Below are 20124 nucleotides of genomic sequence, written 5' to 3' on the forward strand. Positions count from 1 at the left end.
AGAGTGTACCGAGCAGGGCGGGAAGCCGTGCTCAGGCGCTCCCGTGCGATGCGCGGTGGAAGTGCCTGCAAGAGGACGCCGAGGCGGGATGAGGAAGCAATGACCGAGTGGACGAAGCGGATCGCGGTGTTCGATCTCGAGACGACCGGCATCGATGTCGAGAACGACCGGATCGTGACGGCGTTCGTCGGGCTCATCGATGGCGATGGCACGATCGAGCGCGGCACGGATTGGCTGGCGGACCCGGGCGTCCCCATCCCCGAGCGCGCGGCGGCCGTGCACGGCATCACCACGGAGATCGCCCAGTCCGAGGGGCGGCCGGCAGGCGAGGTCGTCGGGGAGCTTCGGGCTGCGCTCGACTGGATCGCCCGGCACCGTGTTCCGCTGGTCATCTACAACGCGCCGTACGATCTCACCCTGTTCGCTCGGGAGTGCGCGCGTCACGGCCTGGAGCAGATTGTCTTCGCCGAGCAGGTCGTCGACCCGCTCGTCATCGACCGGGCGCTCGACAAGTACCGCAAGGGCAAGCGCACGCTCACCGACACCGCCCTCTTCTATGGCGTGGAACTGATCGACGCGCACTCCGCGGGTGACGACGCCGTCGCCGCGGGCCAGCTTGCGCTCGCACTGGCGGCCAAGTATCCCGCGGAACTCGGGCTGCCGCTCCAGGAGCTGCACACGAAGCAGGTCACGTGGGCGGCGGACCAGGCCAGGGACTTCGAGGCGTACATGCGCGCCAATCGAGACCCGGACTTCACCGCCGACGGCGCGTGGCCGGTGCGCAGCGCTCCCTAACCGGCGACGGGCCTCGGTGAGGCACCCAGCAGACGCGCGAAAGGGCGGCACCGAAACGGTGCCGCCCTTTCGTGGAGCAATGGACTACTTGCTGCCGCCGCCGAACTTGGCGTAGCGGTTCTTGAACTTCTCAACACGACCTGCGGAGTCCATGATGCGCTGCTTGCCCGTGTAGAACGGGTGCGAGGCGCTGGAGATCTCGACGTCGATGACTGGGTACGTGTTGCCGTCTTCCCATTCGATCGTCTTGGCGCTCGAGACCGTGGAACGGGTGAGGAACTTCTCCCCCGATGCGAGGTCGTTGAACACCACCGTGTTGTAGGTGGGGTGGACGTCAGCCTTCATAAGGGTTCCTTCAACGAGTTTGGTGAGCAGAATCGGACCACGGGTCCTGAGCCAAAGGACAACTTTAGCAGATAGGAGCCCGTGGGTGTCAGTTTGACGCGCGGGCGGCGTACCGTCCCTGGGCGTTGGTGACGTGGAGGGGAAGCCCGAAGGTCGTCTCGAGGTTCGAGCTCGTGAGCACCTCGGAGATCGGGCCAGCCGCGACGACCTTGCCTTCGCGCAGCAGGAGCACGTGGGTGATCCCCACTGGGATCTCCTCGACGTGGTGCGTGACCATGACGATCGCGGGCGCGAACTCGCTCTGCGCGAAGCTGGAGAGCGCAGCGAGGAGGTTCTCGCGAGCTCCGAGATCGAGGGACGCGCTGGGCTCGTCCAGGAGGAGCAGCTCGGGGTCGGTCATGATCGCCCGTGCGATGAGCGTTCGCTTCTGCTCGCCGTCGCTGAGCGTGCCGAAGTCACGCTCAGCGAACTCGCCGAGGTTCCATTCCTCGAGGACACGCTGCGCCCGGCGCTCGTCGATCTCCTCGTAGGCCTCGTTCCATCGGCCCGTGACCGCGTAGGAGGCGGTCAGTGCGACGTCGATGACTCGCTCGTCTTCGGGGATGCGCCTCGCCATCGCGCTCGACGCGACGCCGATGCGAGGACGAAGGTCGAAGACGTTGGTCCGGCCGAGGCGCTCCCCGAGCACGTCGACGTCTCCTGACGTGGGGTGCTGCGTCGCCGAGGCGAGCGAGAGGAGCGTCGATTTCCCGGCGCCGTTCGGGCCGAGCACCGCCCAGCGCTGCGTCTCGTCGACGGACCAGGTGACATGGTCGAGGATCGGACGACCGTTGCGAACGACCGTAGCGTCGTTGAATTCGAGAACCGTTGCCATATGCCCCAGCCTAGACGCGGCTCGTGCGCTGGCTTCGGCGGCGCACCGCGTCAGCCAACGAGCTGCTCGTAGATGGAGATCGTCTCGTCGCTGATGCGGCGCCAGGTGAACTCGCGCTCGGCGCGCTCGCGCCCCGCCTTGCCGTAGCGAGCGGCCGTCTCGGGGTCGCTGACGACCTCGGTGAGCACTCGCGCGAGGTCGGCGACGAACTTGTCTGGGTCGAGCGGGGTTCCCGTGCCGTCGGTTGCCTGCTCGATCGGCACGAGGCGTCCGGTCACCCCGTCGTCGACGACCTCGGGGATGCCGCCGGTCGCCGTGCCGACCACGGCTGTGCCGCAGGCCATGGCCTCGAGGTTCACGATGCCGAGCGGCTCGTAGATCGAGGGGCAGGCGAAGACCGTCGATGCCGAGAGCGCGGTCATGATCTCGCGCTTGCTGAGGTGGCGCGCGAGCCAGAGGACGCCATCGCGCTCGGTCTGCAGCTGCTCGACGAGACCTGCGACCTCTGCCTCGATCTCGGGGGTGTCCGGGGCGCCGGCGCACAGGATGACCTGCACCTCAGGTGGCAGCTCGCGCACGGCGCGCAGGAAGTACGGGAGACCCTTCTGCCGAGTGATGCGGCCGACGAAGACGACAGCGGGGCGGTCGGGGTCGATGCCGAGGGCCCGTGCGGCCTCAGGGTCCTCGACGCGCTGCCAGGTCTCGAGGTCGATGCCGTTGTAGACGACCTCGACCTTCTCCGGGTCGAGGTTCGGGTAGGCGCGGAGGATGTCGGCGCGCATCCCGTGGCTCACGGCGATGATGCGGTCGGCGTGCTCGTAGGAGACCTGCTCGATCCAGCTGGAGAGGCGGTAGCCGCCTCCGAGCTGCTCTGCCTTCCAGGGGCGGAGCGGCTCGAGGCTGTGCGCAGTGATGACGTGCGGGATGCCGTGCAGCAGCTTCGCGACGTGGCCCGCGGCGTTCGCGTACCAGGTGTGCGAGTGCACGAGGTCGGCACCCGCGATGTCGTTCGCGATCTCGAGGTCGGTGCCGAGGAAGCCGAGAGCCGGGTTCGCGGATCGGAGGGCAGGGGGCGTGTTGTACGCATAGGTCTGCTGCTCGTCGCGCGCCTCTCCGAAGCAGCGGACGTTGACGTCGATGTCGCGTCTCATCGCCTTGACGAGCTCGGTGACGTGGACTCCGGCCCCGCCGTAGACGGCCGGTGGATACTCGCGTGTTACCAGATCAACTCTCACGGGCTCCACGGTAGTACAGCGGGGCTGGGAACCCCTAAGCTCGAGTCATGTCACAGGCAAAGGTGTTCGGCATCGTTCTCGCTGGTGGTGAGGGGAAGCGGCTCATGCCGCTCACCGCAGACCGGGCAAAGCCCGCTGTGCCCTTCGCAGGCCAGTATCGACTCATCGACTTCGCGCTTTCGAACCTGGTGAATTCCGGGCTCCACAAGATCGTCGTCCTGACGCAGTACAAGTCCCACTCTCTCGACCGTCACGTGTCGCACACGTGGCGTCTCCCCGCGATGCTCAACTCCTACGTCGCCTCCGTGCCAGCGCAGCAGCGACTCGGCAAGCGGTGGTTCTCCGGCTCGGCAGATGCCATCCGGCAGAGCCTGAACCTCATCAACGACGAGTCCCCGGACATCGTGGTCGTCGTCGGCGCGGACCACGTCTACCGCATGGACTTCTCCCAGATGATCGAGGCGCACATCGCCTCCGGGCGCAGCGCGACGGTCGCCGCGATCCGCCAGCCGATCTCGCTCTCGGACCAGTTCGGCGTCATTGACGTCGACCCGGACGACCGAACGCTGATCCGCGAGTTCCTCGAGAAGCCGGAAGACGCTCAGGGGCTGCCGGACAGCCCGGGCGAGATCCTCGCCTCGATGGGAAACTACGTCTTCACGGCCGACAAGCTGGTCGAAGCCGTCATCCGCGACTCGACGCTCGAGGACTCCAAGCACGACATGGGTGGAGACATCATCCCGAGCTTCGTCGATCAGGGCGACTGCGGAGTCTACGACCTCAAGGACAACATCGTCCCAGGGTCGACGGAACGCGATCGCGACTACTGGCGCGACGTCGGAACGATCGACTCGTTCTACGACGCTCACATGGACCTCATCTCCACGCTGCCGATCTTCAACCTCTACAACGAGAAGTGGCCGATCTTCGCGCAGCAGTTGAACTCTCCCCCGGCCAAGTTCGTGCGGGACAGCCGTGGGTCCACGGGCACGATGATCGACTCGATCATCTCGCTCGGCTCGGTGATCTCCGGTGCGCACATCGAGCGGAGCGTGCTCGGTCCGTGGGACAACGTCGAGTCCGGAGCCGCAGTCGTCGACTCCATCCTCTTCGACCGAGTCAACGTGCAGGCTGGTGCTGTCGTGCGCCGCGCGATCCTGGACAAGAACGTCATCGTCAAGGAAGGCGCCTCAGTCGGCGTCGACCGTGAGCACGACCTCCGACGCGGCTTCACGGTCACCGACTCTGGCCTCACGGTCGTGGAGAAGTTCGGGATCGTCGAGCCGTGACCTCGGGCACGTCCCCCCGGTCACCCTTCCTGGTCGTCCTCGACGTCGACTCGACCCTCATCGAAGACGAGGTCATCGAGCTGATCGCCGACTACGCCGGGGTGACCGATGAGGTTGCCGAGGTCACCGGGCGAGCCATGGCGGGCGAGCTGAACTTCGAGGAGAGCCTGCGCCACCGCGTTGCGCTCCTCGAGGGTGTCTCCTCGACGGATGTCGCGTCGGTGGTGGATCGGGTCGTCGTCACGGACGGCGTCCCAGAGCTCATCGACGGCGTGCACGCGGCCGGCGGCTCCATCGCGGCCGTGTCGGGAGGCTTCCACGAGATCCTCGACGAGCTCGCAGAGCGGCTCGGCCTCGACCGCTGGCGCGCGAACCGCTTCGAGGTCGTCGACGGCAAGCTCACGGGCAAGGTGTCCGGGCCCATCATCGGGAGCGAGGCGAAGCGCGAGACGCTGCTCGAGTGGGCTCACGAGCTCGGCATCGACCTGTCCCGCACGGTCGCGATCGGCGACGGCGCCAACGATCTCGGCATGATGTCGGCTGCTGGTCTCTCGATCGCGTTCGACGCGAAGCCGGTTGTCCGGGAACAGGCGCACGTCAGCCTCCCCGATCGCGACATGCGGCAGGTGCTCGCAGCCCTTGGCCTCGAGGGCTGACGACCGAACAGGGCGACTACCGAGTGCAGAGACCCACGAGCAAAGCGGGCCGAGCGGATTCAGATCCGCTCGGCCCGCTCTGCTCGTTGATCTCTGTGCGTCGGGCCGACGACGTGCTGCTAGTGCCCCATGCCGAGGCCGCCATCGACCGGGATGACGGCGCCTGAGATGTACCCGGCGTCATCGCTGGCGAGCCAGGCGGCGGTCTTGGCGATCTCGTCGACGCTTCCGTAGCGGGCCGCCGGGATCTGAGACAGGTATTCCTTCTTGGTCTCCTCGGGAAGCACCGCCGTCATCTCGGTCTCGATGAACCCCGGGGCGATGACGTTCGCGGTGATGCCCCGCGAGCCGAGCTCGCGGGTGAGGGAGCGGGCCATGCCGACAAGGCCGGCCTTCGCGGACGAGTAGTTGATCTGGCCGGGCGAGCCGAAGAGCCCGACGACGCTCGAGATGAAGACGACCCGGCCGAAGCGAGCCTTGAGCATCCCCTTCGAGGAGCGCTTGAGGACGCGGAAGACGCCGGTCAGGTTCGTGTCGATGACCTGCTGGAAGTCGTCCTCCGACATGCGGAGCAGGAGATTGTCCTTCGTGATGCCGGCGTTCGCGATGAGCACCTCGACGGCCCCGAGCTGCTCCTCCACGGCTGTGAAGGCCGCGTCGACGCTCGCAGCGTCGGTGACGTCCGCCCGAACGGTGAGAGCGCCCTCAGGGCCGCCCTCCCCCGAGCGCGAGGTCACCGCGACGCGGTGGCCCAGGCTGACGAAGTGTGCGGCGATGGCGTAGCCGATGCCGCGGTTTCCTCCCGTGACGAGGACGGTTCTTTGGGTCATGCTGCTCCCTTGAGACGGTTCGCTCCAGTCTAGGGGCGAGGAGTAAGCTGAGCAGATCGCCGAGAGGAGCACCTGCCACCGTGCGATCACACACCACGAACGTCACCTCCATGGGGGACAGCGAGTACGACGAGCGCGCTGCCCGCATGAGGAAGTACACCATCATGATGCTCATCAGGGTGGCCTGCTTCGTCGCGCTCATCTGGGTGCGCGGACCGTGGATGTTCGTCTTCGCGGCCGGAGCGATCTTCCTCCCCTACTTCGCTGTCGTCATCGCGAACGCTGCCACGCAGCGGCGCACGCGGAAGGTGGAACGGCCGAGCTTCCTGCAGCGACGAGGCAAGCCGGATGCGTGAGGGATTCGACCTGCTCGGCGCGCTCCAGAACGGCGGGCTCGATGCCGCGGAAGCCGAGCCGCGATGCTCGCGGGCCGGGTGCAGCTCCGACGCGACGACCCGGATCGTGTGGCGGAATCCGCGCATCCACGACGAGGCGCGTCGCAAGATCTGGCTCGCCTGCGACGAGCACGCCGGCTACCTCGCAGACTTCCTCCGCCAGCGTGACTTCCCGGTGACGGCCACGGCCATCTCGGCCGGGCAGCTCGACGACGATGTGGACGGGCGCGCGTGAGCGGCGAGCGTCGCTGGCGCTTCGCCTTCTCGAAGCGCTGGCTCGGCTACCTCGGCCTGCTGATCGTCTTCGCGATCGCGTGCGGCTTCCTGAGCCACTGGCAGTTCGAGCGGCGCGACGAGCGGGTCTCTGAGAACGCGCGGATCACCGGCAACTTCGACCGGGAGCCGGTTCCCCTCGAGAGCGAGCTCCCGGCGCTCGACGACTTCTCGATCGACCAGGAGTGGACTCCCGTGCTCCTGCAGGGCCGGTACCTCACCGACGAGCAGCTGCTCGCGAGGTCGCGGCCCCACAACGGGTTGCCGGGATTCGAGATCCTCACGCCATTCGAGACCGACGACGGGCGGGTGTTCATCGTCAACCGCGGCTGGATTCCGACGGGTGACGCGCAGGACTCCCCCGACCACATCCCGGCTGCCCCCGAAGGCGAGGCGACGATCGTCGCTCGCCTCAAGCCCGGCGAACCCGAGATCCCCGGACGAACGGCGCCCACGGGACAGATCGCGACCATCCACCTGCCGCAGTTCGCCGACGAGCTCGGCACCGACCGCGTCTACACGGGCGCGTACGGACTCCTCTCGGCGGAGCGGCCCAACGCTGAGACGGGCGCGCTCACGACGAAGCCCGCGCTGAGCGAGGGCAACCACCTCTCGTACGCGTTCCAGTGGATCATCTTCGCCATCATCGCGCTCCTCGGCCTCATCTTCGGCCTGCGGGCCGAGTACCGCGACCGCAACCCGGACGACCCGAAGGTGCGCGAGGCCATCTCGCGCGAGCGAGAGCGCGCTGGACGACGCCGCAAGACCGACGCCGAGATCGAGGACGAGATCCTCGATCGCGCCGGCGGCTGATCGCCGAAGCACCCGCAAACACGAAGAGCGCATGCCCCCGGCTGGGAGCATGCGCTCTTCCTTGCAGCGAGCGACCCTGCTGCTGGGACGCCCTGCCTAGTTGTACTGCCCAGGCAGGTTGGTTAAACGGCTGATGGGTGGCTTTGCTCCGACGGCGGTGTGGGGCCTGTGGTGATTGTATTCGTGGAGCCATCCGGGGAGTGCTGCTCGGCGGGCTGATTCGCTCTGTCTGATTGAGACTCCTCGGCTGTACCCGCGTCAGCACAGCGACTCAAGATGCGCAGCTTCAGCTCGACGCGCTCGTCGACGTCGGCGTGCAGAAGCGCGACGTCTTCGCCGATGTAACCTCCGGGCGTCGGACAGCCATCGAACGCCGGGGCATGAAGCGATTGCTCGAGCACGCAGAGGCCGGCGACACTGTGGTGGTGGGTTGCGTTGATCGTTTGGGGCGATCACTCATCGATGTCCTCAACACTGTCAACCTTCTGCGGGAGCGCGGCATCAACGTGCGCTCCGTCTCGGACGGTATCGATCCAGCGACGTCGACGGGCCGTCTCATGTTGAACATGCTCGCCACTCTTGCCGAGTACGAGCGTGAGCTCATCGTGGAACGCGTAAATGCTGGCATCGCCGTGGCCCGCCAAACGGCACGAAGATCAGCCGGCCCCTCTACGATCCTGTCCAGGTCGCAGAGAAGCTCCAGGTCGTGGCCGATGCGCGCAAGCGAGGACGGACTGCTGAGGAAGCAGCTCGCCTCGTTGGTTGGAGCCGTGCCACGCCCTACCGCCATCAGCGAGCCCGCACATCGCGCGAGTGAATCATCCTCCTGAGTAGGTGCACACTGCTGAGATCAATGCGCTGTTTGATTTCTCTCCTACACATTGCGGTGAGACGCACTCAAACCTAGGTTCGTGCGCCTTCTCTGCTCCACTTGAACTCGTTACGAGAATCAACGCAACCCGTCACAACGGAGGTTCGCGTTACGGACTACACAGTGTTTCGTGACTCTAGTGTTCGGATGGCTTACGACGCAGTAGGAGCAACGAGATGCCCGTCACGAGCACGATCGATCCGAGGCCGAGCCATATCGTCATGATTCCCTCAAATCCCGTTGCTGCTAGACCGTCAGCTGAGCGTGACGCGTCCGACGGTTCGGTTTGCACCGGTAGTCCAGAGGTAGGTAGCTCGGACGGCGCGGAGGCTGTTGCTATCGAGGACTGCAAAGGCTCGACTGGTGCAGAAGTCACTGTTGGGCCTGTCGTGGGCGGCATGCTGGGCTCAACGGTTGGCTCCAACGTTGGCTCTACTGTCGGAAGTGGAGTCACAAGTGGCAGATCCACCGTAAAGATTTGGGGGGCTATGTCTGGATTCCATGTTGCTGCTGTGTGTTCCGAGACGTTGCCGGCGCTGTCTGTTAGACGAACGGTGAGTATCTCGTAGTCACCGTTCGGCCACGTTCCGTCTGAGAGATCCGCCATGTAGGTGCTCAGCTGTAATCCGGGCAACTGCGCAAGAGGGTCTAGCGCGTGCAGGACCCACCTGACAGAGCCGTCAGGCATCCGCAGCTCGAACATCACATTCGCAAGTGGGCTCTCATCAATCGCCGTCCACATGATTCCGAAATTCGGATCTCTAAAGGTGGCGGCGGTCACTTGCAAGCTGTGGAACTCCGGGGCAGTCGTGTCAGGGGCTGGCACTGCAGTTTCGGTCGGCTCGAGGGGTGGTGTGTCTGTTGGCGTCGGGGGCGTGCTCGGAGAAGGTGGCTGTTCTGAAATGGGAGGGGTCGCGCCTCCTCTTCTGACGTCGAAGGTGAGTGTTTGGAAGTCTGGGTCGTAGGGAGACTTCGTGGAGGAGTTACCAGCTGTGTCGCTCAGCGTGACGTATGCCAGCGTGTAGGTGCCAGTCGGCCAGGAGCCGCCATCGACGTTCGTGCTCGCGAATCCGTTCTGGAGACCAGTCGCGGTCGTTCCGTACGCGTACGTCGAGAGGTAGAACGTGCGCCCGGTTGGGGCCTTGAACGCAAACGACACATACTCGATCCCGCCGTCATCGCGGGCGCTCCATCGGACGCTGACTTCATCACCTGGTTCGACTTCGTCGGCGACCAGCGACGCTGAAACCAGCGCCGGTGCAGAAACATCCGCATCCGTTCCAATGACGTCGAAGGTGAGTGTTTGGAAGTCTGGGTCGTAGGGAGACTTCGTGGAGGAGTTACCAGCTGTGTCGCTCAGCGTGACGTATGCCAGCGTGTAGGTGCCAGTCGGCCAGGAGCCGCCATCGACGTTCGTGCTCGCGAATCCGTTCTGGAGACCAGTCGCGGTCGTTCCGTACGCGTACGTCGAGAGGTAGAACGTGCGCCCGGTTGGGGCCTTGAACGCAAACGACACATACTCGATCCCGCCGTCATCGCGGGCGCTCCATCGGACGCTGACTTCATCACCTGGTTCGACTTCGTCGGCGACCAGCGACGCTGAAACCAGCGCCGGTGCAGAAACATCCGCATCCACTGTTATTGGAGCAGCATATGCCGAGGTAACCGCGATCCCTCCGAAGAAGAACGCGACGACGAGCACGCTGAGAAGCGTGTAGAGCTTTTTCACTTGTACTCCAGAGTGGTATGCACTTGAGGTTTATTCGAAGCTATCGGCAAACATTCAGGTTGGCTAGATGATATGGTCGCGTTGAATCCCCGGGGAACATCGTCCTGTGCTGAGTAGCGAACTGGCTAGTTGTACTGCCCAGGCAGGTTGGTTAACCGGCTGATGGGCGGCTTTGCTCCGATGGCGGTGTGGGGCCTGTGGTGATTGTATTCGTGGAGCCATCCGGGGAGTGCTGCTCGGCGGGCTGATTCGCTGTTGAAGTGGCGCGAGAAGGCCCAACCGTCTGCGAGGGTGCGGTGGAAGCGTTCGATCTCCCCGTTCGTTTGCGGCCGGTAGGGGCGGGTCTTCTTCGCCTTGATTCCGAGCTCGTGGCAAGCGTCGCGCCAGGCGTGAGATGTGTAGGCGGAGCCGTTGTCCGAGAGCACTCGTTCAACGGTCACGCCACGAGCCTCGAACCAGCTGACCGCTCGTCGCAGCAGTGCGACCGCACCGGTCTCGTCGTCGTGGATCTCCGCGTAGGCGCCCCGGGAGTTGTCATCGATGACGGTGTGGACGAAGCTGGTGCCCACGATCTGGCCGCGCTTGTTGTTCGTGGGTCGCCCAGCGGTGGCCCGGATGTTCTCATTTCCTTGCTGGCGGCCGACGAACCGATGACCACCACCATCGGGGACCTTGCCGATCTTCTTCACATCGACATGGATCATCGCACCAGGCTTGTCGTGCTCGTAGCGACGGATCGGCTCACCAATTCTGACATCGACATGACGCAGACGGTTCAGCCGCACTCGGACCAGCACTGCATGAACGGTCGAGGTCGGCAACCCGACTATCACGCCGATCGCGACCGGACCTAGGCGCTTCTTCCACCGCAGATGCACGATCTTGCGCTCCAGCTCCGGGCTCGTGCGCCTCGGGGAACGATGCGGCCGCGAGGACCGATCCTGGACCCCGTCACACCCCATGGCCGCATACCGATCAGTCCACCGCTTCGCGGTCGGCCACGACACATGAAAGAACACAGCAGCGTGAGCGACCGGCCATCCTTCATCGACGATGAGCAGCGCGATGCGCCGCCTCTGAGTAGGAGCAAGAGCCGCATTAGCGTGAGACACGAAGACCTCCGGTACTGGGATGGGGAACTCGACAGCTCCACCCTCCACCGGAGGTCTTCTTCAACTCAAGATTTCACACATCAACCAACGTCCCTGGGCAGTACACCTAGTTCATCGTGATGAGGTCGAAGTAATCGGGCGTCCAGTGGTCCTCCACGCCGTCCGGCATGATGAGCACGCGCTCGGGGTTGAGCGCCTCGACGGCCCCCTCGTCGTGGCTGACCAGCACGACAGAGCCTTCGTAGTGCGCGAGCGCGTCGAGGATCTGCTCGCGGCTGAGCGGGTCGAGGTTGTTCGTGGGCTCGTCGAGCAGCAGCACGTTGGCGCTCGACACGACCAGCATCGCAAGCGCGAGGCGGGTCTTCTCGCCGCCGGAGAGCACACCGGCTGGCTTGTGCACGTCGTCACCCGAGAACAGGAACGAGCCGAGCACCTTGCGTGCCTCGGTCTCGGTGAGATGGCTGGACACGCTCACCATGTTCTGCAGCACGCTGCGCGCGACGTCGAGGGTCTCGTGCTCTTGCGCGTAGTAGCCGATCTTGAGGCCGTGCCCGGGCTCGAGCGCGCCGGTGTCGGGCTCGTCGACGCCGGCGAGCATCCGCAGCAGCGTCGTCTTGCCTGCACCGTTGAGGCCGAGGATGACAACACGGGACCCGCGGTCGATAGCCAGGTCGACGGCGGTGAAGATCTCGAGCGAGCCGTACGACTTCGAGAGGTTGGATGCGCGGAGCGGCGTCTTTCCGCACGCCGCGGGCGTCGGGAAGCGCAGCTTCGCGACGCGATCCGCGACTCGGACCTCCTCGAGACCCGAGAGCATCTTCTCGGCGCGCCTGGCCATCTGATGCGCCGCTGTGGCCTTCGTCGCCTTGGCGCCGAACTTCGCCGCCTGCTGCTGCAGGACGGAGGCCTTCTTCTCGATGTTCGCGCGCTCCTTCTTGCGGCGCTCCTGGTCTGCCTCGCGCTGGCGGAGGTAGTGCTTCCAGCCCATGTTGTAGACGTCGATGACCTGGCGGTTCGCGTCGAGGTAGAAGACCCGGTTGACGGTGTCCCCCACGAGCTCCACGTCGTGGGAGATGACGATGAGTCCGCCCGCGTACCCCTTGAGGAACTCGCGCAGCCAGATGACGGAGTCGATGTCGAGGTGGTTCGTGGGCTCGTCGAGCAGCATGGTCTCGGCACCCGAGAAGAGGATGCGGGCGAGCTCGATGCGTCGGCGCTGTCCTCCGGAGAGCGTCTGCAGCTCCTGGTCGAGGATCCGGTCAGGCAGCTTGAGGTTGCTGGCGATGGCCGCCGCCTCGGCTTCTGCGGCATAGCCGCCGAGCGCCAGGAAGCGGTCATCGAGGCGCGAGTACTTCTTCATCGCGGACTCCTGCTCAGCAGGGGTGCCCTCGGCCATCGCCATGGTCGCCTCGTCGATGCCGAGACGCAGCTCGCCGAGCCCGCGGGCGTCCAGGATGCGGGTGCGGGCAGTCTGCGTGGGGTCGCCGCTCCGCGGGTCCTGCGGCAGGTAGCCGATCTCGCCGCGACGCTCGATCCGACCGGCCGTCGGGAGCGTGTCGCCCGCAAGGATCTTCGTCAGCGTCGTCTTGCCCGCGCCGTTGCGGCCGACGAGGCCGATCTTGTCGCCAGCGGCAACACGAAAGTCGACTCCCGACATGAGGGTGCGGGCACCCATGGTGATTTCGAGGTCATGTACGGCGAGCAAGAAGTGATTCCATTCGGTGAAGTGCGGGCGTTCGGGGTGAGTCGTGTGGTCTGTCGGGAAACGGTGCGGGGCCAGGTCGCGGCGTGAACCGAGCCTGGCCCCATAGCCGACAACCTGCCCAGTCTAGACGAGGCGCGAAAGAGCCCCGCCGGGGCGGGGCTCTTCACTGCGGGACCGAGCTCAGATGTTGAACCCGAGCGCGCGCATCATGTCGCGGCCGTCGTCCGTGATCTTCTCAGGACCCCACGGCGGCATCCAGACCCAGTTGATGACGAAGCGCTCGACAGCACCCTCGAGTGCCTCGGCGGTCTCGGACTCGATGACGTCGGTCAGCGGGCAGCCCGCCGAGGTGAGCGTCATCGAGATCACGAGCGCGTCGGAGTCGTCGTCCCAGTTGAGGTCGTAGATGAGCCCGAGGTCGACGATGTTGACGCCGAGCTCCGGGTCAACGACCTCCTTGAGCGCTTCCTCGATCTCGTCGTAGCGTGTCGCTTCGAGTGTCGTCAGTGCCATGGCGAGATCCTACGCCTCGACCTGCTGGGCGAGGTAGCGGTCGTAGCCCTCGTTCTCCAGGCGATCGGCGAGCTCGGGTCCACCCTGGTCTGCGACCTTGCCCGCAACGAAGACGTGCACGAAGTCAGGCTTGATGTAGCGCAGGATGCGCGTGTAGTGCGTGATGAGCAGCACACCGAGGCCGGTGTTCTCCTTGACGCGGTTGACACCCTCCGACACGATGCGGAGCGCGTCCACGTCGAGGCCAGAGTCGGTCTCGTCGAGCACGGCGAACTTGGGCTTGAGGAGCTCGAGCTGGAGGATCTCGTTGCGCTTCTTCTCTCCACCGGAGAAGCCCTCGTTGACGTTGCGCTCGGAGAACACGGGGTCCATGCGGAGCGCCGCCATGGAGGCCTTGACCTCCTTGAGCCACGGGCGCAGGGGCGGAGCCTCGCCGGCGACCGCGGTCTTGGCGGTACGCAGGAAGTTCGCGACCGTCACGCCGGGGATCTCCACCGGGTACTGCATCGCGAGGAAGAGGCCAGCCTTGGCGCGCTCGTCGACGGACATCTCGAGGACGTCCTCGCCGTCGAGCGTGATCGAGCCGCTGGTCACCTCGTACTTGGGGTGGCCCGCGATCGTGTAGGCGAGGGTCGACTTGCCAGAGCCGTTCGGCCCCATGATGGCGTGGATCTCGCCCTTGTTGATCGTCAGGTCGACACCGCGGAGGATTTCCTTGGTGCCCTGGTCGGTCTCGACCGTGACGTGGAGGTCGGATATCTGCAGCGTGGACATGTGCTAGCTCTTCTCCTCGAAGATTGGAGTGGGGTCGATGTAGATGTCGCCCGCTTGCACCTGGATGCGGTACACGGGCACTGGTTCGTAGGCGGGGAGGGTGCGTGGCCAGCCGGTCTTGAGCGAGAACTGGGAGCCGTGCGCCCAGCACTCGATCGAGTCGTCTTCCACGAAGCCCTCGGCGAGCGAGATGTCTCCGTGCGAGCACCGGTCGCCGAGAGCGAAGAGCTCACCGGCCGAGTCTCGGACCAGGCAGATGGCCTGGCCCTCGATCTCGAAGCGCTGCGGCGACTCGACCTTCACGTCATCTGCCGCGCAGAGACGCACCGAGGTCATCGCTCGGCGACGAGCAGGGGGCTTGCGCCCTCGTTGAGCTCGCGTTCGAGCGCATCCCGCAGGTGGGTGGCGATCTCCTCGCTGCCGATCTGCTGGACGATCTCGTTGAGGAAGCCGTGGACCACGAGGCGGCGGCTCATGGCTTCGGAGACGCCTCGGCTCATCAGGTAGAAGAGCTGCTCGTCGTCGAAGCGTCCGGTAGCCGAAGCGTGGCCGGCGCCCTCGATGTCGCCTGTCTCGATCTCGAGGTTCGGGACCGAGTCGGCGCGTGTGCCCTCGGAGAGGACGAGGTTGCGGTTCTGCTCGTAGGAGTCGGTGCCCGGTGCGTTCCGGCGGATGAGGACGTCGCCGATCCACACGGCACGCGCGCCTTCGCCCTGCAGTGCGCCCTTGTAGTTGACGCGGCTGCGCGTGTGCGGCGCGTTGTGGTCGACGAACACCTGGTGCTCGAGATGCTGGCCCGCGTCCGAGTAGTAGAGGCCGTACAGTTCGCCGTCAGCGCCCTGCGCGTTGAGCTGCAGCGTCGGGTTGAGGCGGACGATGCCGCCGCCGAGCGAGACCACGATGTGCTTGATGAAGGCGTCGCGCCCGACAGACAGGAAGTGCGACGAGAGGTGCTGCGCCGAGTCCTCCCACTCCTGCATGGAGACGACCGTGACGTTCGCCCCGTCGCCGACGAGGATCTCCACGTTCTCCGCGACCGTCGCCGCGCCGGTGTGGCGCAGGATGATGAGGCCCCTGGCGTGCGGCTTGATGTCGACCACGACGTGGGCGGCGACAGCAGCACTGCCGAAGCCCTTGCGGTCCAGGACGAACTGCTTGTCGTCTTCACCGGAGACCTCGACGAGCAGCGCCTCCTCGAAGTTCGACCAGGCGTTCGCCGAGGCGCGGTCCTCCGGCTTGCCCGCGGATCCGATCCGCGCATCCGAGCGAGGGATCCAGCTGACTGCGACCCCCTCGGTCTCCGAGAACTCGAGCTCGGAACGTGAGCCCGTGAGCTCGCCGTTGATGAGACCATCGAGCTTCGCGACGGGGGTGTACTTCCACTCGATCCCGCGACCACTCAGCGGCGCGAAGTCGGCGAAGTCGAAGGAGGTGAACCGCTCCGACCTCGTCTGCACCGGCACCTCGGACCCAGGCCCGTGGCTGTGCTTGTTGAGACCGAGCGGGTTGATCTGCTCGCTCGTCACCTGCGTCGTCATCTAGCCGACCGATCCTTCCATGCTCATCTCGATGAGCTTGTTGAGTTCCAGCGCGTACTCCATCGGCAGCTCGCGCGCGATGGGCTCGATGAAGCCGCGCACGATCATGGCCATCGCCTCGGTCTCGGGGAGGCCGCGGCTCATGAGGTAGAACAGCTGCTCCTCGGACACCTTCGTGACCGTCGCCTCGTGGCCGAGCTGCACGTCGTCGACGCGGATGTCGATCGCGGGGTACGTGTCGGAGCGCGACTGCGTGTCGACGAGCAGCGCGTCGCAGACGACGCTGTTCGAGGAATGGTGCGCCTTCGCGTCGATGCGCACCTCGCCGCGGTAGCCGGCTCGACCGCCGCCCCTCGCGATGGACTTCGACGTGATCGACGACTGCGTGTACGGCGCCATGTGGATCATCTTCGCGCCGGCATCCTGGTGCTGGCCGGGACCTGCGAACGCGACGGACATGGTCTCGCCCTTGGCGTGCTCGCCGACGAGGTAGATCGACGGGTACTTCATCGTGACCTTGGACCCGATGTTGCCGTCGACCCACTCCATGGTGGCTCCCTCTTCGGCGATCGCGCGCTTCGTGACGAGGTTGTAGACGTTGTTCGACCAGTTCTGGATGGTCGTGTAGCGAACTCGCGCGTTCTTCTTGACGATGATCTCGACGACCGCGGAGTGCAGCGAGTCGGACTTGTAGATGGGAGCCGTGCAGCCCTCGATGTAGTGCACGTAGCTGCCCTCGTCGGCGATGATGAGCGTCCGCTCGAACTGGCCCATGTTCTCCGTGTTGATGCGGAAGTAGGCCTGCAGCGGGATCTCGACGTGGACGCCTTTGGGGACGTACACGAAGGAGCCACCCGACCACACGGCGGTGTTGAGCGCGGCGAACTTGTTGTCGCCAGAGGGGATGACGGTGCCGAAGTACTCCTCGAAGAACTCCGGGTGCTCGCGAAGCGCCGTGTCGGTGTCCATGAAGATGACACCCTGCTTCTCGAGCTCCTCGTTGATCTGGTGGTACACGACCTCGGACTCGTACTGCGCGGCGACGCCCGCGACGAGGCGCTGGCGCTCTGCGTCGGGGATGCCGAGCTTCTCGTACGTGTTCTTGATGTCGTCCGGGAGGTCTTCCCAGGTCTGCGCCTGCTTCTCCGTCGAGCGCACGAAGTACTTGATGTTGTCGAAGTCGATGCCGGAGAGGTCAGCTCCCCAGTTCGGCATCGGCTTGCGCTCGAACATCTTGTAGCCCTTGAGACGCGTCTTCAGCATCCACTCGGGTTCGTCTTTCAGCTGCGAGATGTCGGCGACGACGGCATCGCTGATGCCTCGCTTCGCGGACGATCCCGCAACATCGGAGTCGGACCAGCCGAACTCATAGCGGCCGAGGCCCTCGAGTTCTGGGCGATCGATCAGGACATCTGACATGTCTGCCTCGTCTCTCTCATCTCTGAAGTCGTTCTCCACACGCGGCTGCTTCTGGGGCCTGTCGCCGTCGATCGTCTCGCGTGTGGGGTCTTCGGCCGGTGGGCCCGCGGTCGCTCGGGCAGACGGCGTGCGTCTACCTCTCGTAGAATGGAACCCGCGAGGGGCCTCCATTGTTCCCTGCGCCGCGATTCGGGCGCACGTCCCGAGCGAAGACAACAACTTCTATCCTACGCCAGACATGCCAGGCGTCTGAAAGGAACTCGTGACCGCGCAAGTCGCTCCCGTCCGTCCCTCACGAGCGGATGACCTCCGCGCGCGATTGCTGCCGACCAGCATCACCCGGTACACGCGCTTCCTGGCGTGGGCGAGCCTGGTCGCGAACATCGCCATCGTCGGCACGGGCGGACTCGTGCGACTCACCGGCTCCGGCCTCGGCTGCCCGACCTGGCCGTACTGCACGGAGGGGTCGCTCATCAACACGCCCGAGATGGGCATCCACGGCGTCATCGAGTTCGGCAACCGCCTGCTGACGGGCATCCTCTGCATCATCGCCCTGCTGCTGTTCCTCGCCGTGCTGCGCGTGCGCCCCCGCGGCATGCGCCTCGCCGTCCCCGCGTTCTCGATCGGTCTCCTCATCATCCTGCAGGCGATCGTGGGCGGCATCACGGTGCTCACGGGGCTCAACCCCGACATCGTCGGCCTCCACTTCCTCATCTCCGGCCTCATCTGCGCCATCGCAGCGGTGCTGCTGTTCCGCGTGCGAAGCGGCGAGCCCGTCCCCGAGGTGGGGACCCGGCTCGATGTCAGCCGCGCCGGCCTCGTGCTCACGATCAGCGTCGTCGTCAACGTGTGGGTGTGGGTGACGGTCTTCGTCGGCGCACTCACGACTGGCTCTGGGCCCCACGCCGGAGACTCGGCCGCCTCGCGGAACGGCCTCGATCCGGTCATCATGCAGCACGTGCACTCCTGGCCGGCCTACATCCTGCTCGCCTGCTCGCTCATCTTCGTCGTGGTCGCCTCGGTTCGGGGCTTCGCGGCGACGCGGCGAGTCTCGATCGGCCTGCTGTGCCTCATCGTCGCGCAAGCGGCCGTCGGCATCTGGCAGGCGCGCACCGGACTTCCCATCACGCTCGTCATCGTCCATATGGTGCTCTCGGTCACGACCATCGCCGTCGCCACGACCGCCGTCGCCACCATCCGTCGCGAAGGACGCCCAGCGCGCGTCTGATCGGGATCGGCTGATGCAGCGGCCCCGGCGAGCACGGCTCGCCGGGGCCGCTGCATGTCCCCGCTGCATGTCCCCGCCGCCCGCAAGCTGCCCGCCGCGCCGCCCAGCTCACCCCGCGGGCGCGCCTCCAAACCCGGCGGGTGCGCGCAGAGTTGTGGCGAAACGCGGTCGGGGCAAGTGGCAACAACACCTGGCCACAACCCTGCGCCCGCGCCCGCGCCCGCACCTCGCGCCCGCGCCCCGGCCCGCGCCCCAGCAGTCCGCCGAGAGCTGAGTTGTGGTTGCTTGGAGCGAGTCTTCACGACCACAACTCAGCTTTGGGCGAGCGGATGAAGGGCGGTAGGGAGGTAGGGCGGTAGGGCGGGATGCGTGGGTGTCCCGAGAGGGGTGGGCGAGGGCGAGGCTCGTTGGACGAGGAGCGAGGGCGACCAGTTCCCACCGGCGGTGGGGAGACTCCAAGCCGGGCGCCGGCTGGAATCGATCTGATGCACCACGGTGTTGCGACCACCGCGAGAACCCGGCCCGCTCGCCGTGGTCGCTTCCTGCGCGATCGCACGCGGTCGCGAGCGATCTGAGTGTTGACCTCGGGCTGGGTGTTGACCTCGCGGGCAACCGTGATCTAGGAGATCAGCGGGTCGATTCCGACCGCGACGAAGACGAGCGTCAGGTACGTGATCGAAAGGTGGAAGACCTTCATGGGCTTGCCGCCCTTGCCGGTGATCGTGCGGTAGTAGAGCACGTGAGCCTCGTAGAGGAACCAGCCGCCCGACAGCAGCGCGACCGAGGTGTAGAGCCAGCCCATCCCCGCGACCGGCACGAGCAGGAGCGAGCAGATGACCGTCGCCCACGCGTAGAGGACGGTCTGCAGCGAGACCGAGAGCTCGCCCTCCGTGACGGACAGCATCGGCACGCTCGCCTTGGCGTAGTCGTCTCGGTACTTCACCGAGAGCGGCCAGTAGTGGGCCGGAGTCCACAGGAAGATGATCGCGAAGAGCACGAACGGCGCCCAGCTGAGCGAGTTGGTGACGCCGGCCCAGCCGATGAGGACGGGCATGCAGCCAGCCACGCCACCCCAGATGATGTTCTGCTCCGTGCGGCGCTTGAGCACGATCGTGTAGAAGACGACGTAGAGCAGGATCGCGCCGAGCGAGAGCGCTGCAGTCAGCGGGTTCGCGACGAGCCAGAGCACGACGATCGACAGGATGCCGAGGGCGAACGAGAAGACGAGAGCCTCTCGGTCTGAGAGCTCGCCCGTGACGAGCGGACGCTTGGCGGTGCGCTTCATCAGGCGGTCGATATCGCGGTCGATGTAGCAGTTGAAGGCGCTCGCGCTGCCCGCGGACATCGCTCCGCCGAGGACCACACCGAGGACGAGCCACAAGTTCGGGACGCCACCGTGGGCGAGGAACATCGTCGGGACCGTCGTGATGAGGAGCAGCTCGATGATTCGAGGTTTCGTCAGCGCCACGTAGGCCCGTACCTTGCGCCCGAAAGGCTTCCGCTCCGGGGGTGCCACGGCCACTAGTTCATCGACAGACAAAGCCACCAATTCCTCTTCGCTCGAAATCTGCTGGCAATTCTATCTGCTCTTGCCCAGAAGCCGTCCCGTTTCCTGGGTGCGGCCAGCCTCACACCCGGCTGAAAGCGCTGTGAGGCTCGTCGCACGGAGAAACATGACCGGGAACTGAACGACGTTCCCCCCGCGCGGACCCGTCGTGGCGATAAGCTGT

At 65.7% G+C, this 20124-nt stretch carries 20 protein-coding genes and 2 pseudogenes; 8 read left to right on the plus strand and 14 right to left on the minus strand.

Annotated elements, in window-relative coordinates; genetic code table 11:
* The first annotated feature begins 99 nt into the window (after window positions 1-99).
* Window positions 100-795 carry an exonuclease domain-containing protein gene (locus ITJ61_RS01990; protein WP_104241198.1) on the plus strand — a complete coding sequence of 232 codons (696 nt, stop codon included), beginning with the start codon at window positions 100-102 and terminating at the stop codon, window positions 793-795.
* Window positions 796-879: 84 nt separating this feature from the next.
* Here the strand turns inward: ITJ61_RS01990 and ITJ61_RS01995 are convergent, their stop codons facing one another.
* The 3 genes from ITJ61_RS01995 to glgA form a co-directional block, all read right to left on the minus strand.
* On the minus strand, window positions 880-1140 hold the full coding sequence (locus ITJ61_RS01995; protein ID WP_068481959.1) for a type B 50S ribosomal protein L31: 261 nt from the start codon (window positions 1138-1140) through the stop codon (window positions 880-882).
* An 88-nt stretch (window positions 1141-1228) separates the two neighbouring features.
* Window positions 1229-2014: an ABC transporter ATP-binding protein gene (locus ITJ61_RS02000; RefSeq protein ID WP_194685314.1), complete on the minus strand. Its 786-nt coding sequence runs from the start codon at window positions 2012-2014 to the stop codon at window positions 1229-1231.
* Between the two features lie 50 nt (window positions 2015-2064).
* The gene (glgA, locus tag ITJ61_RS02005; RefSeq protein WP_104242034.1) at window positions 2065-3249 is read right to left on the minus strand and encodes a glycogen synthase; all 1185 of its coding nucleotides are present in this window, start codon (window positions 3247-3249) and stop codon (window positions 2065-2067) included.
* 47 nt (window positions 3250-3296) lie between these two features.
* Between glgA and ITJ61_RS02010 the strand changes: the two genes are divergently transcribed.
* Window positions 3297-4538, plus strand: coding sequence for a glucose-1-phosphate adenylyltransferase (locus ITJ61_RS02010; RefSeq protein ID WP_104241200.1), 1242 nt, complete (start codon window positions 3297-3299; stop codon window positions 4536-4538).
* Entirely contained in the window at window positions 4535-5194 is a 660-nt protein-coding gene (serB, locus tag ITJ61_RS02015; RefSeq protein WP_194685315.1) for a phosphoserine phosphatase SerB, read from the plus strand. Before ITJ61_RS02010 ends, serB begins: the two co-directional genes overlap by 4 nt.
* 119 nt (window positions 5195-5313) lie before the next feature.
* Here the strand turns inward: serB and fabG are convergent, their stop codons facing one another.
* The gene (gene fabG, locus ITJ61_RS02020) at window positions 5314-6024 is read right to left on the minus strand and encodes a 3-oxoacyl-ACP reductase FabG (RefSeq protein ID WP_104241202.1); all 711 of its coding nucleotides are present in this window, start codon (window positions 6022-6024) and stop codon (window positions 5314-5316) included.
* 80 nt (window positions 6025-6104) lie between these two features.
* Between fabG and ITJ61_RS02025 the strand changes: the two genes are divergently transcribed.
* From ITJ61_RS02025 to ITJ61_RS02035, 3 genes are read left to right on the plus strand one after another with little or no spacing between them, the layout of a single operon-like run.
* Window positions 6105-6380, plus strand: a complete 276-nt coding sequence (locus ITJ61_RS02025; protein WP_146080201.1) for a DUF3099 domain-containing protein — start codon at window positions 6105-6107, stop codon at window positions 6378-6380.
* On the plus strand, window positions 6373-6654 hold the full coding sequence (locus ITJ61_RS02030; RefSeq protein WP_228496563.1) for an acetone carboxylase: 282 nt from the start codon (window positions 6373-6375) through the stop codon (window positions 6652-6654). Before ITJ61_RS02025 ends, ITJ61_RS02030 begins: the two co-directional genes overlap by 8 nt.
* Window positions 6651-7505, plus strand: a complete 855-nt coding sequence (locus tag ITJ61_RS02035) for an SURF1 family protein (RefSeq protein WP_194685316.1) — start codon at window positions 6651-6653, stop codon at window positions 7503-7505. Before ITJ61_RS02030 ends, ITJ61_RS02035 begins: the two co-directional genes overlap by 4 nt.
* Window positions 7506-7601: 96 nt before the next feature.
* On the opposite strand, the pseudogene ITJ61_RS19670 reads toward ITJ61_RS02035, so the two are convergent.
* Window positions 7602-7730: pseudogene (locus ITJ61_RS19670) on the minus strand (integrase core domain-containing protein); the annotation flags it as partial.
* 8 nt (window positions 7731-7738) lie between these two features.
* On the opposite strand from ITJ61_RS19670, the pseudogene ITJ61_RS02045 reads away from it, so the two are divergent.
* Window positions 7739-8322, plus strand: a pseudogene (locus tag ITJ61_RS02045) (recombinase family protein).
* 190 nt (window positions 8323-8512) lie between these two features.
* On the opposite strand, the gene ITJ61_RS02050 reads toward ITJ61_RS02045, so the two are convergent.
* The 8 genes from ITJ61_RS02050 to sufB all read right to left on the minus strand — a co-directional run bounded on the left by ITJ61_RS02050 (window position 8513) and on the right by sufB (window position 17166).
* Window positions 8513-10105 (minus strand): hypothetical protein, encoded by a 1593-nt coding sequence (locus ITJ61_RS02050; RefSeq protein WP_194685317.1) that lies wholly within the window; start codon window positions 10103-10105, stop codon window positions 8513-8515.
* A 125-nt stretch (window positions 10106-10230) separates the two neighbouring features.
* A complete protein-coding gene (locus ITJ61_RS02055; protein WP_194685318.1) occupies window positions 10231-11217 on the minus strand; it encodes an IS481 family transposase in 987 nt (328 codons plus the stop codon).
* 106 nt (window positions 11218-11323) lie between these two features.
* Window positions 11324-12922 carry an ABC-F family ATP-binding cassette domain-containing protein gene (locus ITJ61_RS02060; RefSeq protein ID WP_104241205.1) on the minus strand — a complete coding sequence of 533 codons (1599 nt, stop codon included), beginning with the start codon at window positions 12920-12922 and terminating at the stop codon, window positions 11324-11326.
* Window positions 12923-13102: 180 nt separating this feature from the next.
* Window positions 13103-13435, minus strand: a complete 333-nt coding sequence (locus tag ITJ61_RS02065; protein ID WP_104241206.1) for a metal-sulfur cluster assembly factor — start codon at window positions 13433-13435, stop codon at window positions 13103-13105.
* 9 nt (window positions 13436-13444) lie between these two features.
* Window positions 13445-14209, minus strand: a complete 765-nt coding sequence (sufC, locus tag ITJ61_RS02070) for a Fe-S cluster assembly ATPase SufC (protein WP_068481926.1) — start codon at window positions 14207-14209, stop codon at window positions 13445-13447.
* A gap of 3 nt (window positions 14210-14212) precedes the next feature.
* On the minus strand, window positions 14213-14545 hold the full coding sequence (locus ITJ61_RS02075) for a non-heme iron oxygenase ferredoxin subunit (RefSeq protein WP_104299032.1): 333 nt from the start codon (window positions 14543-14545) through the stop codon (window positions 14213-14215).
* Window positions 14542-15747 (minus strand): Fe-S cluster assembly protein SufD, encoded by a 1206-nt coding sequence (gene sufD / locus ITJ61_RS02080; protein WP_194685319.1) that lies wholly within the window; start codon window positions 15745-15747, stop codon window positions 14542-14544. The genes ITJ61_RS02075 and sufD overlap by 4 nt, the downstream gene beginning before the upstream one ends.
* Window positions 15748-17166 (minus strand): Fe-S cluster assembly protein SufB, encoded by a 1419-nt coding sequence (gene sufB / locus ITJ61_RS02085; protein WP_104242038.1) that lies wholly within the window; start codon window positions 17164-17166, stop codon window positions 15748-15750.
* Between the two features lie 262 nt (window positions 17167-17428).
* Here sufB and ITJ61_RS02090 point away from each other — a divergent pair, with 262 nt between their 5' ends.
* A complete protein-coding gene (locus ITJ61_RS02090; protein WP_104241209.1) occupies window positions 17429-18394 on the plus strand; it encodes a COX15/CtaA family protein in 966 nt (321 codons plus the stop codon).
* Window positions 18395-19013: 619 nt separating this feature from the next.
* Here the strand turns inward: ITJ61_RS02090 and ITJ61_RS02095 are convergent.
* Window positions 19014-19916 carry a heme o synthase gene (locus tag ITJ61_RS02095; protein WP_236558549.1) on the minus strand — a complete coding sequence of 301 codons (903 nt, stop codon included), beginning with the start codon at window positions 19914-19916 and terminating at the stop codon, window positions 19014-19016.
* Window positions 19917-20124: the final 208 nt, after the last annotated feature.

Source organism: Pseudoclavibacter sp. VKM Ac-2888, from assembly GCF_015351285.1.
Taxonomy (GTDB): domain Bacteria; phylum Actinomycetota; class Actinomycetes; order Actinomycetales; family Microbacteriaceae; genus Pseudoclavibacter.

What these genes read in the sequence shown, in the direction of transcription:
- sufB (WP_104242038.1), bottom strand. Translation starts at nt 17,166, where the DNA reads ATGTCAGATGTCCTGATCGATCGCCCAGAACTCGAGGGCCTCGGCCGC.
- ITJ61_RS01995 (WP_068481959.1), bottom strand. Translation starts at nt 1,140, where the DNA reads ATGAAGGCTGACGTCCACCCCACCTACAACACGGTGGTGTTCAACGAC.
- fabG (WP_104241202.1), bottom strand. Translation starts at nt 6,024, where the DNA reads ATGACCCAAAGAACCGTCCTCGTCACGGGAGGAAACCGCGGCATCGGC.
- ITJ61_RS02000 (WP_194685314.1), bottom strand. Translation starts at nt 2,014, where the DNA reads ATGGCAACGGTTCTCGAATTCAACGACGCTACGGTCGTTCGCAACGGT.
- ITJ61_RS01990 (WP_104241198.1), top strand. Translation starts at nt 100, where the DNA reads ATGACCGAGTGGACGAAGCGGATCGCGGTGTTCGATCTCGAGACGACC.
- ITJ61_RS02030 (WP_228496563.1), top strand. Translation starts at nt 6,373, where the DNA reads ATGCGTGAGGGATTCGACCTGCTCGGCGCGCTCCAGAACGGCGGGCTC.
- sufD (WP_194685319.1), bottom strand. Translation starts at nt 15,747, where the DNA reads ATGACGACGCAGGTGACGAGCGAGCAGATCAACCCGCTCGGTCTCAAC.
- ITJ61_RS02010 (WP_104241200.1), top strand. Translation starts at nt 3,297, where the DNA reads ATGTCACAGGCAAAGGTGTTCGGCATCGTTCTCGCTGGTGGTGAGGGG.
- ITJ61_RS02065 (WP_104241206.1), bottom strand. Translation starts at nt 13,435, where the DNA reads ATGGCACTGACGACACTCGAAGCGACACGCTACGACGAGATCGAGGAA.
- sufC (WP_068481926.1), bottom strand. Translation starts at nt 14,209, where the DNA reads ATGTCCACGCTGCAGATATCCGACCTCCACGTCACGGTCGAGACCGAC.
- ITJ61_RS02075 (WP_104299032.1), bottom strand. Translation starts at nt 14,545, where the DNA reads ATGACCTCGGTGCGTCTCTGCGCGGCAGATGACGTGAAGGTCGAGTCG.